Source organism: Limnobacter sp. SAORIC-580, from assembly GCF_013004065.1.
GTDB classification, from domain to species: Bacteria; Pseudomonadota; Gammaproteobacteria; order Burkholderiales; family Burkholderiaceae_B; genus Limnobacter; species Limnobacter profundi.
Map to the genome: position 1 here is coordinate 1501437 of NZ_CP053084.1, position 13565 is coordinate 1515001.

11 protein-coding genes and 1 tRNA gene are annotated in these 13565 nt (G+C 52.7%); 7 read left to right on the forward strand and 5 right to left on the reverse strand.

Annotated elements, in window-relative coordinates:
* Window positions 1-64: 64 nt before the first annotated feature.
* Both HKT17_RS06965 and HKT17_RS06970 read left to right on the forward strand, forming a co-directional pair.
* Window positions 65-1321, forward strand: a complete 1257-nt coding sequence (locus HKT17_RS06965) for an aspartate kinase (protein WP_105028965.1) — start codon at window positions 65-67, stop codon at window positions 1319-1321.
* 111 nt (window positions 1322-1432) lie between these two features.
* Window positions 1433-1523 (forward strand) — tRNA-Ser (locus HKT17_RS06970).
* A 35-nt stretch (window positions 1524-1558) separates the two neighbouring features.
* On the opposite strand, the gene HKT17_RS06975 is transcribed toward HKT17_RS06970, so the two are convergent.
* Window positions 1559-2491 carry a diacylglycerol/lipid kinase family protein gene (locus HKT17_RS06975; RefSeq protein WP_171098867.1) on the reverse strand — a complete coding sequence of 311 codons (933 nt, stop codon included), beginning with the start codon at window positions 2489-2491 and terminating at the stop codon, window positions 1559-1561.
* A gap of 188 nt (window positions 2492-2679) precedes the next feature.
* On the opposite strand from HKT17_RS06975, the gene HKT17_RS06980 reads away from it, so the two are divergent.
* Window positions 2680-2847 (forward strand): DUF1328 domain-containing protein, encoded by a 168-nt coding sequence (locus HKT17_RS06980; protein WP_105028967.1) that lies wholly within the window; start codon window positions 2680-2682, stop codon window positions 2845-2847.
* Window positions 2848-2851: 4 nt separating this feature from the next.
* Window positions 2852-4186 carry a sensor histidine kinase gene (locus HKT17_RS06985; protein WP_171098869.1) on the forward strand — a complete coding sequence of 445 codons (1335 nt, stop codon included), beginning with the start codon at window positions 2852-2854 and terminating at the stop codon, window positions 4184-4186.
* 15 nt (window positions 4187-4201) lie between these two features.
* On the opposite strand, the gene HKT17_RS06990 is transcribed toward HKT17_RS06985, so the two are convergent.
* Complete coding sequence (locus tag HKT17_RS06990) at window positions 4202-4837, reverse strand: response regulator (RefSeq protein WP_105028970.1); 636 nt, start codon at window positions 4835-4837, stop codon at window positions 4202-4204.
* Window positions 4838-5022: 185 nt separating this feature from the next.
* Here HKT17_RS06990 and HKT17_RS06995 point away from each other — a divergent pair, with 185 nt between their 5' ends.
* The gene (locus tag HKT17_RS06995) at window positions 5023-5355 is read left to right on the forward strand and encodes a BON domain-containing protein (RefSeq protein WP_105028971.1); all 333 of its coding nucleotides are present in this window, start codon (window positions 5023-5025) and stop codon (window positions 5353-5355) included.
* A 73-nt stretch (window positions 5356-5428) separates the two neighbouring features.
* Window positions 5429-5854, forward strand: coding sequence for a response regulator (locus HKT17_RS07000; RefSeq protein ID WP_105028972.1), 426 nt, complete (start codon window positions 5429-5431; stop codon window positions 5852-5854).
* A gap of 13 nt (window positions 5855-5867) precedes the next feature.
* Here HKT17_RS07000 and hmpA read toward each other — a convergent pair whose 3' ends face one another.
* A complete protein-coding gene (gene hmpA / locus HKT17_RS07005) occupies window positions 5868-7010 on the reverse strand; it encodes an NO-inducible flavohemoprotein (protein ID WP_171098872.1) in 1143 nt (380 codons plus the stop codon).
* Between the two features lie 225 nt (window positions 7011-7235).
* Here hmpA and norR point away from each other — a divergent pair, with 225 nt between their 5' ends.
* Window positions 7236-8804: a nitric oxide reductase transcriptional regulator NorR gene (gene norR, locus HKT17_RS07010; protein ID WP_171101411.1), complete on the forward strand. Its 1569-nt coding sequence runs from the start codon at window positions 7236-7238 to the stop codon at window positions 8802-8804.
* Here norR and cphA read toward each other — a convergent pair.
* Both cphA and HKT17_RS07020 read right to left on the reverse strand, forming a co-directional pair.
* Window positions 8801-11413, reverse strand: coding sequence for a cyanophycin synthetase (gene cphA, locus HKT17_RS07015; protein WP_171098875.1), 2613 nt, complete (start codon window positions 11411-11413; stop codon window positions 8801-8803). The genes norR and cphA overlap by 4 nt on opposite strands.
* 35 nt (window positions 11414-11448) lie before the next feature.
* Window positions 11449-13560 carry a cyanophycin synthetase family protein gene (locus tag HKT17_RS07020; protein ID WP_240965932.1) on the reverse strand — a complete coding sequence of 704 codons (2112 nt, stop codon included), beginning with the start codon at window positions 13558-13560 and terminating at the stop codon, window positions 11449-11451.
* Window positions 13561-13565: the final 5 nt, after the last annotated feature.

Consider the following 13565-nt stretch of genomic DNA (forward strand, 5'->3'; position numbering starts at 1 on the left):
TCAACTGATTGATTTAAAAGCGCGAAATGGTTCGCGCTTTTTATTTGTGCAGGGCGATCTGACTATGTCACTGATAGTACATAAATACGGTGGCACCTCCATGGGGTCCACAGAACGTATCAAGAATGTAGCCAAGCGTGTCGCCAAATGGCATCGCGCGGGCTTTCAAATGGTGGTGGTGCCATCGGCCATGTCTGGCGAAACCAACCGTCTAATTGGCCTGGCCAAGGAAATTCAGGCTGAGCCTGATCCCCGAGAACTCGATATGCTGTGTTGCACAGGTGAGCAGGCATCTGTTGCCTTGTTGGCCATGGCTTTGAAGGCTGAAGGCCTGGAAGCAATCAGTTTTTCTGGCTGGCAAGTACCTATAAAAACCGACAGCAGCCACACCAAAGCACGCATTGAGTCGATTGACGACACTCGAGTGAAAGCCGAATTGAATGCTGGCAAGGTGGTGATCATCACCGGTTTCCAGGGCATTGATGAGGCGGGTAACCAAACCACGCTGGGTCGTGGTGGTTCCGATACCTCTGCGGTGGCCATTGCTGCCGCCATGGGTGCGGCTGAGTGCCTTATTTACACCGATGTGGATGGGGTGTACACCACCGACCCCCGCGTGGTGCCCGAGGCACGCCGCATGCGCGTTGTGAGTTTTGAAGAAATGCTGGAAATGGCCTCTTTGGGCTCAAAGGTTCTGCAAATCCGCTCCGTTGAATTTGCAGGCAAGTACCGTGTGCCCACTCGTGTGCTTTCTAGCTTGACCGACCCAATGATGTCGCTGGACGAAGAAAAAGTGTCTGGCACGCTGATTACTTTTGAGGAAGATGAACATATGGAACAGGCTGTTGTTTCCGGTATCGCTTTCAACCGTGATGAAGCAAAAGTGACCATTCGTGGCGTGCCTGACAAGCCCGGTGTGGCCTACCAAATTTTGGGCCAGGTTGCTGAGGCAAACATCGACGTGGACATGATCATTCAGAACCAGGGTTCGGATGGCACCACCGATTTCACTTTCACCGTACACCGCAACGAATTCAATAAAACCATGGATTTGTTGAAAAACAAGATTCAGGGTAGCGTGGGTGCACGTGAAGTGGCGGGCGACACCAACGTGTGCAAGGTATCGATTGTGGGCATCGGCATGCGTTCACATGTGGGCGTGGCCAGCCTGATGTTCAAAACCTTGTCGGAAGAGGGCATCAACATTCAGATGATTTCTACATCTGAAATCAAGGTGTCGGTGTTGATCGACGACAAGTACATGGAATTGGCAGTTCGTGCGCTACACAAGGCCTTCGGTTTGGAAAAAGAAGCGGCTTGAACGGGAGTTTGGGCTGAGTTTTGAGTGATGGGAATGCGGTGCAATTTGCGTGAAAGCGATTTGCGCCAGCATTCAACATTTTGGCCGAAACCGTGTATAATTCGGCCTTCTGGAGACGTGGCCGAGTGGTCGAAGGCACTCCCCTGCTAAGGGAGCATACCCCAAAAGGGTATCGGAAGTTCGAATCTTCTCGTCTCCGCCAGAATGAAAAAGGGATCCCGCGTGGGATCCCTTTTTTTATTCCATCGCCACAAACTGCACTGCCGGGGCGCTGCTGATTTGAATCGAAGACAATGGCGCGTGCACATCGCCATCCAGCTGCCAGGCTGTGGGCGAATCAAATTGAAATTCAATTTTGGCTACGGTACTTCGTTCCACGCCAATGCTACGCGGCATGGCACCGAACCAAATTCTGATCAAATTTAGCACCAGAGGCAGTTTGTTCGGTACACCGGTAATCAGGCACATGTCTTGTTTGGCTTTGTTACCGCCACTGGTAGAAACACGAAACCGCAATGGCAAGCACTGAATACTGAGCGCCAGGCAGGCCTGCCATGCAAACCTTTGTGGTGTGGCATTGTCGCGAGCTTGCTGCCCTTTGACCGTAGAGAACAGGTTTTCTACGAACGGACTGCGTCGAATGATTCCCCACGCTATTTTGGCCAAAAGTTTTGTAGCCGCAATTGGACCACTGCCCATGCTGTAGTAAGCATGCATGAAGTTCACGGTGACGCCAAAACCAAACACAAAGCCATATTGTGCACTGGAGGTTTTAATGGGGTAACGCGGCGAGCTGTGCAGGTGCGTGTTGGCCTGGTGCTCAACCAACCACCGCAGGGCTTTGAGAGGTGCTGTTTTTGGGTACACGTCCCAGGCAATCATGTTCATGGTGCCCGCATGCAAGGGGAAAATAGCTGGTATTGCATGGTCTCCCCACACCTTGGCTGCAGCGCCCAGTACCGCTGAAACAGTGCCGTCGCCACCAAAGGGGACAATGACCGAGGGTGGGGCGTCTTTGTAGGACAAAAGCGCCTGCTCCAGTTCTGCGGCATTTTGAGTTAATGCCACATGCCCGGCATTGCCCAAGATGCGGTGAATTTCCGCAAGACTGCCACTTGAGTTGCGTGTTTTGAGATACCCGGCTTTGGGGTTTGCAATGACAAGAATCACGGTGATTTTGTTACGTAATGATTTAAATTGAATTTAACTGATTTCTCCACCCGCAAACCGATGATTAAGCGGGCTTTTTTGTGGTTTGTAGGATGTCACTTACACCATGTTCAGAGAAGGCCGACCTACTTTCTCGCAAATGGCTTTTACAGTAGGCGTCAACCGTTTGTTAACCCGAGGAGTTGACTATGTTGCACTACGCTGTTGTGTTTTTTGTCATTGCATTGGTTGCAGCCCTGTTTGGTTTTGGCGGTATTGCTGCGGGCGCAGTGGAAATTGCCAAGGTCTTGTTTTTCATTTTCATCGTGCTTGCAGTGGTCACGTTCGTTTTTAACTTGATTAAGTCCAAACCTTAGCACCATGCCGTCATCCGTCAAACGTCAAATTCGTCCCTACTGGCTTTTGGCGTTTGGCTGCGTGATGGTGCTTGCCTTGTTGGGTATCACTTATACCCATTCCCGAATGAATGCCGAGGTGGTGGCCCTGTCGGACATCAATCAAAAGCGCATAGATCGTCTGGACCAATTGTGGGTATTGCTGGTGGACGCACAAGCCAGCGCATTGTCTTTTTTGTTGATGCGCAACGATATCTATCTTGAGCCTTACCGCAGTGCTGCGGCGCGGTTGGAGCCACTCATGGCCTCCATGAACTTCGATATTCCGCCAGGCTCGGATGACCATGCCGATTTGCAGGACTTGAAGCGTTTGGTGGATGCGAAGTTTCAGTACCTTGGCGATATGTTGAGCCAGGGCAAGGCACCTGTGGCTGTGTCAGAAGAGCACGGTGAGCTTGGCAAGCAACTGATGGACGAGATTCGGGTTCGCCTTGCGATATTAAAAGCGCGAAGGGAGAAGGCGCATCAGGATCTTGAAAACATGTATTTGGCGCGCGCCGGGAAAATTCAGTATGTGGGGTATGCGCTGGGTGCTGCCTCGCTTTTGCTGATCCTAAGCCTGTTTGTGGTGCAACAAAGGCAGGTGGCCTTGCGCGCCAGAATTCAGGAGTTGTTGAAAACGGAAAACAGTCGCCTTGAGGCCAAGGTGCAGGCGCGCACCGTTGAATTAAGCAATTTGGCCACCAACCTGACCACTGCGCAGGAAGCGGAGCGCCAGCACATTGCCCGCGAGTTGCATGATGAAATGGGGTCGGCGTTGACCGCTGCGAAAATGGACGCCAGCTGGTTGCGACGATCGTTGGGTGCTCACGTGGACGACAGTATTCAAGAGCGGATGCTGCGTTTGATTGAAAACATTGGAAGCACCATTTCACTGACGCGCCGTTTGGTCGATGACCTTCAGCCCCCTTTGCTCAAGGGTCTCGGTCTTGTTGAAGCGCTTCGCTCATTGGGGCAGCAGTTTGAAATTGACATGCCAGTGGAGATGCACTTTTCTGAGCATTCCGTGAGCTTGTCGCCAGAGCAATCGCTGGCTTTGTTTCGGGTGGCACAGGAATCGTTGACCAATGTCCGGAAATACGCCAAAGCCAGCAAGGTTGAGTTGAGCTTGATTGAAAAGCCGGGAATGGTAGTTCTTAGTGTGCGTGACAACGGCATTGGTTTTAACACCGAGAACATCGAGTTACATGGCCATGGCATTGCGGGCATGAAACACCGCGCCCAAATGTTCAATGCACGGCTGGTACTTGCTTCATGCATGGGCCAAGGCACACGCATTGAAGTGCACATGCCCATTTAAACAACCTTGGCTTGCTTAATCAAGCACCAAGCAGTGTTGGTGCGCATAGGTGGCCAGCTCGGCATTGCTGTTCACGCCCAGTTTTTCAAGTAGCCTTGATCGATAAGTACTGATTGTTTTTACGCTCAGGTGCAGTGCCTGTGCAATTGTAGACACACTTTCTCCCCTCACCAGGCGCATGAAAACCTGCATTTCTCGTTCAGACAGTTCCTGATGCGCTGGCTTGTCACTTTCGCCAGCCATTTCACGGGCCAATAGTTCAGCTGTGTTGGCGGAAATATAGCGCCGACCCTGCGCCACTGTGTGGATCGCATTGATCAGATCGCTGCGGTCGCAGTCTTTACACAAGTAGCCACTCGCCCCACTACGAATCATGGACAAGGCGTAGCGTTCTTCCGAAAAGCTGCTGATGATCAACACCTGTGTTTCTTCATGGCGTTGTTTGACTGCCCGCAGCAGGTCGATGCCATTTTGATCGGGCAAGGACAGGTCAAGCATCAACACATCACAGTTGTGTTGACGCAGCAGGTTTTGGGCTTCTTCTGCGGTGCCGGCTTCAAACTGAATGGACATGCCCAGTTCTTCATTGAGCATTTCCCGAAATCCTGCACGCACAATTGCATGGTCATCAACAATGGCCAGTCGAATCATTTGAATATTCCTTGTGTTGTTATCAGGTGGGTAGGCCAGACTGGTCCTACAAGCGAATCGTCTTTGTCGGACAGATCAACGTTCGGACACTCCGTAGTATTGAACGCATGAAGCTTGATCAATACATACCTTTGATCTCGATTTCTTGTCAGTAGTCAGTTCAATAACCTTGAAGGAGTACAACCATGAAAAAATTGATCACTCAAACCTTGATCGCCTCTGGTGTTGCGTTGTCTGCGTTGAGCCCTGTGTACGCAGCCGAGCAGGGGAAGGAACCCATGAAAGCAGTGGGACAGTATGTGGATGACGCCACCATTACCACCAAGGTGAAGGCCAAACATGCAGAGGACGAAACCGTGAGCGCCTTGCGTGTGAATGTGGAAACCAAGCAAGGTGTAGTGGTGCTGTCGGGCGAGGCCAGAACTGAAGCAGAGGTTGAGCGTGCCGAGGTGTTGGCCAAGCAGGTGGAAGGCGTGAAAGCCGTTTCCAACAAGATTGAATTGAAGCCCAAGTCATAAGCTCAGATTGAGCCGACTTTAACCCAGTGCCCTGCTGGCCCTCGTGCTGGCGGGGCGTTGCAGGTGTCTGCCCATGAAACAGAATTGTACAAATTCATTGCCTTTGCGTGTGTTGCTGGTGGAAGACTCCATTGAATTGCAGGCGATGCTACAGGCCATGTTGAGCGAAATTCCCAGTGTTGAGGTGATTGCCAGTGTGGAGTCTGAAAACGATGCCTTGGCGGTGATGAGGGATGATCACACCGATTTGGCAATTGTGGACCTGGAATTGCGGTCTGGCACTGGCTTGGGTGTGCTGAAAAACCTGCACGACAGCCTGGATGGGAACAACAGACGAATTGGCGTTGTGGTTTTTTCCAACTATTCAAATTTGATAATTCGACACCGTTGTTTAAGCTTGGGCGCGAAGGCCTTTTTTGACAAATCGTTTCAAATTGATGAGTTGCTTGAGTTTGTGCAGAAACAAGCCTCGGGCCATGCCAAAGGCTTGTCAGTCTGATTGTTGAATGGCTTTAAATGGCTTGTGCAGGCCCAAAAAACTCAAAATGCTGACGCTCGGCAGGTACGCCCAGCTTGCCCAGCATGTTCTTCACTGCGCCCATAAAGCCAACTGGGCCCAAAAAGTAAACCTGTGCATTGTTGGGCAGGTTTTTCGCAATGGTTTGGGGGTTGAGTAAACCATCCTGATTTTCATAAATGTACTCGGCAGTAATGTTGCTGTGCTGGGTACTTAATTGCTCGGTCAAGTTCTTGAAAGAGTGTTGCGCTGCATTCTTGCAGGCATGAATAAATCGTATCTCGCGTTGGCCTGCGGCTGCTTTCAGCATGGCGATGGCGGGGGTCAGCCCAACACCAGCAGTAATTAGCACCAAGGGGTCTTTGCTGTCATCGAGTACAAACTCACCGCAGGGTGGGCTTAGTTGTACTGTGTCGCCCACGGCCAGGTGCTTGTGCAAATGGTTGGAGACCACGCCGCCTTCTTCACGCTTGACCGAGATTCGATAGTGTTGCCCGTTGGGTGCGTCTGACAGGGAATAGTTGCGCATGACCGTTGTGCCATTCACGTTCAGGTGCAGGGTGATGTATTGCCCCGGCTTGAAAGCCATGATCTCTTTGCCATCCAAAGGTTTCAGATAAAAAGAAGTGACCAGTTCGCTTTCTTGCTCTTTTTCGGCAATTGTGAAAGCACGTTGCCCCTCCCACCCTCCGGTGGACATGGCTTGTTTGGCATACAGATTTGCTTCGGCGTTGATCAAAATATCGGCGAGCTGGCCATAAGCCGCCGCCCAGGCGTCGATAATTTCAGGTGTGGCCGCGGCGCCCAATACTTCCTTCATCGCTTGCAGCAGGCATTCGCCCACAATCGGGTAGTGTTCGGCCTTGACACCCAGGGCTACGTGCTTGTTGACGATGAGGGTAACCGCGTTCATCAACACGGCAGGGTTGTCGATGTGTTTGGCGTAGGCCAGAACTGCATTGGCCAAGGCGCGGGGTTGAGTGCCTTTTTCTTGATGAGCCGGGTTAAAAAAGGTTGCAGTAACAGGGTATTTGCTAAACATCAGTTTGTAGAAGTGCGTGGTCAATGCCTCGCCACCCTGTTCAAGTGCGGGAATGGTTGCTTTGATCCACTGCTTTTGTTCGGTGCTAACTGACATGTTTTTTTCCTTTTTGCTCGATTGTAAACTGACTCATGATTCTCAGTGACAAACACTATCAAGATGCATGCCAACCCATTGTTGTTAGTAAGTCATTGAAAATAATAGGTAAAAAGAAATATGATTTTGTTAAATATTTCAAATCATTGTTTAATCAACAGCGATTTGATATTGTGATTAAAACAATGGTTGTTAAATTAACAATTAAGGTATCAAACCGTGGAAATGTCCAGTTTTGTGTTGGCAGTGATTGAAGACCTGGGCGCAGACCTTGATCCATCAACCCGCTATATGCGCTATGTCAATTCCCTGGCTGCAGCATTGCCCGGCAACGCATGTGCCTTGCTGAGAAAGGAAGGCTCGGCCTTGAGGCCGCTGGCTGTTCGTGGTTTGACTCCCGACAGCCTTGGGCGCCGCTTTGAATTGAATGAGCATCCACGTTTGAATGCGATTGTGACTTACCGGGGGGTGACGCATTTCCCGAACAAGTCCACCTTGCCCGACCCGTATGATGGATTGCTTGAAGGCGTGCACGCCGGGGATTTGAATGTGCACGACTGTATGGGTTGCGCCCTGCATGTGAATGGCAAATTGTGGGGTGCCATTACGTTGGACTCATTGAAGGCCGGTGTTTTTGATGTGAAAGTTGAACGCGCCATGGCCATGTTTGCACGTTTGGGCGAGGCGGTTGTGCATGTGGCTGAACTGACTGAAAAAACTGAGCGACATTCGAACTCTTTGTCGCTGGGGCAGGGTGAGGGCAATGGTTTGAATGCTCTGGAAGGTGTTCAGCTGTCTCGCCGTGAAATGATCGGGGACAGCATGCCCATTCGTGAACTGAAACATGAAATTTTGACTGTTGCCAACAGTCAACTGGCGGTTCTGATTCACGGAGAAACTGGTGTGGGCAAAGAATTGGTGGCCCAAGCTTTGCACGCCATGTCCAGCCGGGCCAGTTTACCCTTGGTGGTGATTAATTGCGCGGCACTGCCAGATCAATTGATTGAAAGCGAATTGTTTGGCCACGTTAAAGGCGCATTTTCTGGTGCAGAGCGCGATCGCCAAGGCAAGTTTGAATTGGCCGACGGTGGTACTTTGTTTCTGGATGAAGTGGGAGAACTGAGCGCATCGGCACAGGCCAAGCTGTTGCGGGTTTTACAAAGCGGACAGGTGCAACGCGTGGGCAGTGACAGGGAGCATCGCGTAGATGTGCGTATTGTGGCAGCCAGCAATCGCGATTTGTCGGTTGAAGTGAAAGCAGGGCGGTTCAGGGCTGATTTGTATCACCGTTTGTGTGCCTACCCTTTGCACATTCCGCCACTTCGCGAACGCGGAGACGATGTGGTGTTGCTGGCTGGCTATTTTCTGGAGCAGAACCGCAGCCGTTTGGGCTTGCGAAACCTTCGCTTGGGGCGGGGGTGCGAGGCTGCCCTGAAGCGCTACAGCTGGCCGGGCAATGTGCGGGAATTGGAACACACTTTGGGGCGAGCCGCATTGAAAGCGCGTCGGGATGAATCAGGCCCCATGGTGACTGTAGAACTAGAGCACTTGGACCTTGTGAGTGAAGCAGGGCACACACATGCCCTGACTGCCCAAGGCCTTGCAACAATTCCGAATGCGGGAATGGTCACCCCGACAGAAGGTATGCCTTACCGGGATGCTGTGGATGCTTTTTCCAGGGCCTTGGTACAGCAGGTGCTGGATAACACGGATGGAAATCGAGCCGCAGCTGCACGGCAGCTTGGGCTTGATTCCGGTAACTTTCACCGCATGCTCAAGCGGCTTGGCCTTTAAGCAGATACCCGTGCGGGCTCGCCTGTGGTGTTTTCCTGCAGGTATTGCAATGCTTCATTGACCTGGTCGATCAAGACCAACACCAAATGGTCTGGGCCTGTTTCGTCCAGCGCCATTTGAATGGCCTTGAATTCGCCACGTACCTCAACAACAGACGGTTTTTTGTTGCCGGAGGCAAGTGCTATGCCCTGTTGAAGCAGTGCCAGCGTTTCACCATCTGGGCGGCCACGCTGGCAGGCGTCTTCATACAACACGATATGATCAAAAAAGCCACCCACCAAGCGACCTTGTTCGATGATGTCTTGATCACGACGGTCGCCTGCGGCGCTGATCACCACGGTGCGCCGAACGGCCGGGATGTTTTTAAGCGTGTTGACCAGTGTCGACACTGCATCGGGGTTGTGGCCGTAATCGGCAATCACAGAGCCCCCTTTGTGCTTGAAGAAGTTAAAGCGGCCGGGCACCGTGTCGGGAGTAGACTGAAAGCTCCCGAGCGCGGCACGAATGGTGTTGAATGGCACGTTCAGGCCCAAGGCGGCGGCCACAGCACACATCACGTTTTGCACTTGAAAGGTAAACAAGCCATTGTTGGTTAGCGGTACATCCATCAGGTCAATGGTTTTTTCCATGTCGTCGTAGCTGATGTTGATAACGCGGCCATCGTGAATAATCACAGGGCGACCTTTGGCTTTGTGCGCGGCCACAATCGGGTTGTCTGGGTTGCTGGTGAAAAACAGCACGCGTCCTGGGGTCAGCTTGGCCATGTTGGCGGCATGCCGGTCATCTGCATTCAGCACGGCCAGGCCATTGGGTGCCACGTTTTGAACCAGCACGCTTTTTAGCAAGGCCAGGTCTTCAACGCTGTCAATGAAGTTCAGGCCCAGGTGGTCGCCCTCGCCAATATTGGTGACAATCCCTACATCGCACATGTCAAAGCCCAAGCCCTCACGCAGCATGCCACCACGCGCACATTCAAGCACGGCAGCGTCGGCCTCGGGGTGCACCAGCACCTTGTGTGCGCTTTTCGGCCCACTGCAGTCGCCTGTGTCGATCAGGTGCCCATTCACCACCACGCCTTCAGTGCCCGTAAAGCCAACGCGCAAATTGTGGTAACGAAGAATTTGCTCGATCAGGCGAACCGTGGTGGTTTTGCCGTTGGTGCCTGTGACTGCTACCACTGGAATGCGGCCGTTTTCATCTTTCTTGAACATCAGGTCGATCACGGCTGCGCCCACATCGCGCCCCTTGCCAATCGATGGCTCCAAGTGCATTCGCAAGCCCGGTGCAGCGTTCAATTCAACAATGCCGCCACCTTGCGATTCAAGTGATTCGTCTACGCGCTCACACACCACGTCGACACCGCAAACCTCAATACCAATTTGCTGTGCGGCCTGAATCACCATTTCTGCCATTGCAGGGTGAACGTTGTCGGTCACATCGGTGGCGCTGCCGCCGGTGCTCAGGTTTGCGTTGTTGCGAAGTACTACCCGCACGCCTTGTTCAGGCACCGATTCAGCTGTAAAGCCCTGTTTCTTGATTCGTGCAATGGCAATTTCATCCAGGCGAAGTTTGCTCAATGCACTGCCGTGACCCTCGCCACGCAAGGGGTTGCGGTTTTCAATTTCGACCAGCTGGGCAATGGTGTGCACGCCGTCCCCAACCACAGAAGGAGGTTCGCGGCGTGCGGCCGCCACCAGTTTGTCGCCCACCACCAGGAAGCGATAATCGTGGCCGGGAATGAACTCCTCGACGATGGGCACGCCACTGCCGTATTTTTTTGCAGCGTCAAAGGCAACCCGCAAGTGCTCTTCGTCCACAATATTGACAGTTACGCCTTTGCCTTGATTGCCGTCGCTGGGTTTGATCACAACACCTTTGTTGGTGGCCTTTGTTAGTTCACGAAAGGCTTCCAGGGCTTCTTCAAATGTTTTCACCAGTTTGCCGCGGGGTGTGGGAATTCCGGCTGCGGACAAAATGGTTTTAGTCAGGTCTTTGTCCTGGGCTATTTCTTCAGAAATGGCGCAGGTTGTGTCGGTTTCTGCAGCCTGAATTCGGCGCGCTTTTGAACCCCAGCCCAGTTGCACAAGGCTGCCCTGAGTAAGGCGGCGAATGGGAATGCCGCGGCGCAGGGCAGCATTTACTATCGAGCCAGTGCTTGGCCCAAGTTTGCAGTCTTCATAAATTTCTTTTAGGCGTTCAATCGCTGAATTGGCATCGAAATCGTCGCCTGCCAGCGCAGCCAGAATAAGTTGGTGCGCTTCTTCAAATGCCGCACGGGCCAAATCTTCTTCTTCGTACTGCACCACCACCCGGAAGTAGCCGGTGGTGATGTTGTCGGCCACATGGGCGAAGGTAACTTGTGACCCTGCCTCAACCTGAAAACGCAAAGCTGCGCGGCTTAATATATGCGCCAAAGCAATGTTGCTTTGCTCGAACCCGGTGGCCCGTAGCGAACCGATGCCGGGCAGGGCGCTGCGAACACGCATTTCTATGTTGGCAAAGCGGTCGTAAAGGCGCTCATTTTCCTCGCAAAACACCAAAGCTTCCATGCTGGTGTTTTTGCTCCACAAATTGGGGCCGCGCAGGGCGCGAATGCGTTCAATTTTCATAATTCATCAACCTGTTGAGTGCATCAGCATTGGGTTTAATAGCGCTGCCGAAGATCGGCGCGCAGCAGGTGGTGTGGCACATCCATTGCCCAACCAGCGGCTGCAAGTGCCAGTGTTTTTGTAAGGCTCACTGGGGGCTGTTTCAGCGGAATCGGGCTGCGTTGCTCTGCCTCGGCCCGGCTACCCATGAAGTGAATGCTTTCACCTTGGTACACCACAGCCATGCCTCCGTTTTTCACATGTTCCGCAACAATGGGGTTGTCTGCGGTGCTGCTGATCCAGATCACCTTTCCATCGCACAGGTCTTTCAATGGCAGCAAGCTGACTTCGTCTGCGTTTACAACCGCGTGGCCGCTGCCCAGTACAAGGTCTACAACTGTGCGCATCACATTGAAGTGTTGCTCCTTGGTCAGAATATCCCATTCATCCAGCCCATCCATAGCACCGAGACTGGTGATCACTGCCAAGCTGGCACGGTCGTAAGGCAGGCCTTCCGACAAAATGGTGCTGGCCTTAACCTGCATCACCAAGGTGTCCAGGTTCTTGTTGATCAGGCAGTTGCGGCCCGATTGCCAGTTCGCTGAAGGGGCTTTGTTGATGGTGCGGCCATTCATGAGCAGGCCTTGGTCGCAGGCCAGGCCCACTTTGTGTCCCTGGTCTTCAAGAATTTCTGTGAGTTCAGGGCCAAAACCTTCTATTTCAAGGCCGCCCGAGTAAGAAATGGTAGGAATCCGGCCGTTGGCGTCACCTGGGAACAGCGATTCGATGATCGGTTTGCCCACGTTGCGGGCCTGGCCTTTCGCCGGCTTGATGTGCATAAGCAAGCCGGGTCCAGCATTGACTTCAACCACCGCCAGCGATTGCCCCTTGGGCGATTGGTCAATGTGCTCGCATACCAGGTCGATGCCCGCCACATCCAGGCCCACCACGCGGGCAGCCATACAGCACAAGCGTGCAATTTCGGGGTGAATCAAATCAGTGACGTCTTCGGATGCGTTGCTGTTGCGCTCGATCAACACTTTCACGCCATCGCCTATTACAGAGCTTGCTGTGTATCCCTGACGTTGTACTTCAAGAAATACAGCCGGGTTTTTTTCCACATTGACCGGACGCAAAGGGAAAATTTCAGATTCACCACGGCGCGGGTCGGTGTTGATTTGCTGGTTGCAAAGTTCTTGCAGGGTCGACTTTCCATCGCCCACCACATGAACCAATTCACCACGCGATACGGCAGCCACCTGGTAATTCACGACAAGAACACGGTGTTCGGTTCCGCGAATGAATTTTTCAACAATAACGCCGGTGTAACTTTCTTTGTCCGCAAGTGGCCATGCAGTTTTTACATCTTCTTCTTTGGTCAGCTCAAGTGAAACGCCGCGCCCCCAGTTGCCATCGACTGGCTTCACAACCACGGGCACGCCGATATCCTGTGCAATTTCCCAAGCGTGCTCGGGGCTCTTGGCCATTTCCCCCTCAGGAACGGGTACGCCACATTGCGCCAACAGTTCCTTGCACAGGTCTTTGTCGGCGGCAATGCCTTCGGCAATGGCTGAAGTTTTGGATGTTTCGGCAGTCCAGATTCGCTGCTGCTTGTTGCCGTGGCCCAGTTGAACCAGATTGCCGTCGTTCAGGCGAACAATCGGAATGCGACGCTCGTAAGCTGCATCCAGAATATGTTGTGTGCTGGGCCCCAAGCCATGCATGTCGCAGTGGTGCTTGATCACTTTCAGCTCGGCCTGTAGATCGTACTCCGCACCTTCGATTGCAGCGTGCAACAAACGCACACCCGCCTCCAGGCAAGCCATGCCAACGACCGGGTCGGGGGTGCGAAACACCATTTTGTACACGCCTTCCTTGCTGGTCATCCGGGCTTTACCAAACCCCACTTCAAGGCCAGCCTGCGTGTGCAGTTCAATCACGATGTGTTCGAGCATGTGGGCCGCGTAGGTGCCTTCGCGAACCCGCAAGAGGAATCCTCCCGGTTCACCAATTCCACAGCGATGGTCAACCAAACCGGGTAACAAAGCCGTTAATCGCTCGTAAAATCCTGGCAACAGGTTGGAAGGAAATTGTTCCAGTTCTTGAATATCCACCAACGCTTCAATGCAACTTCGATAGGTCCAGATATTCGGGCCGTCAAGCCACATGGTTC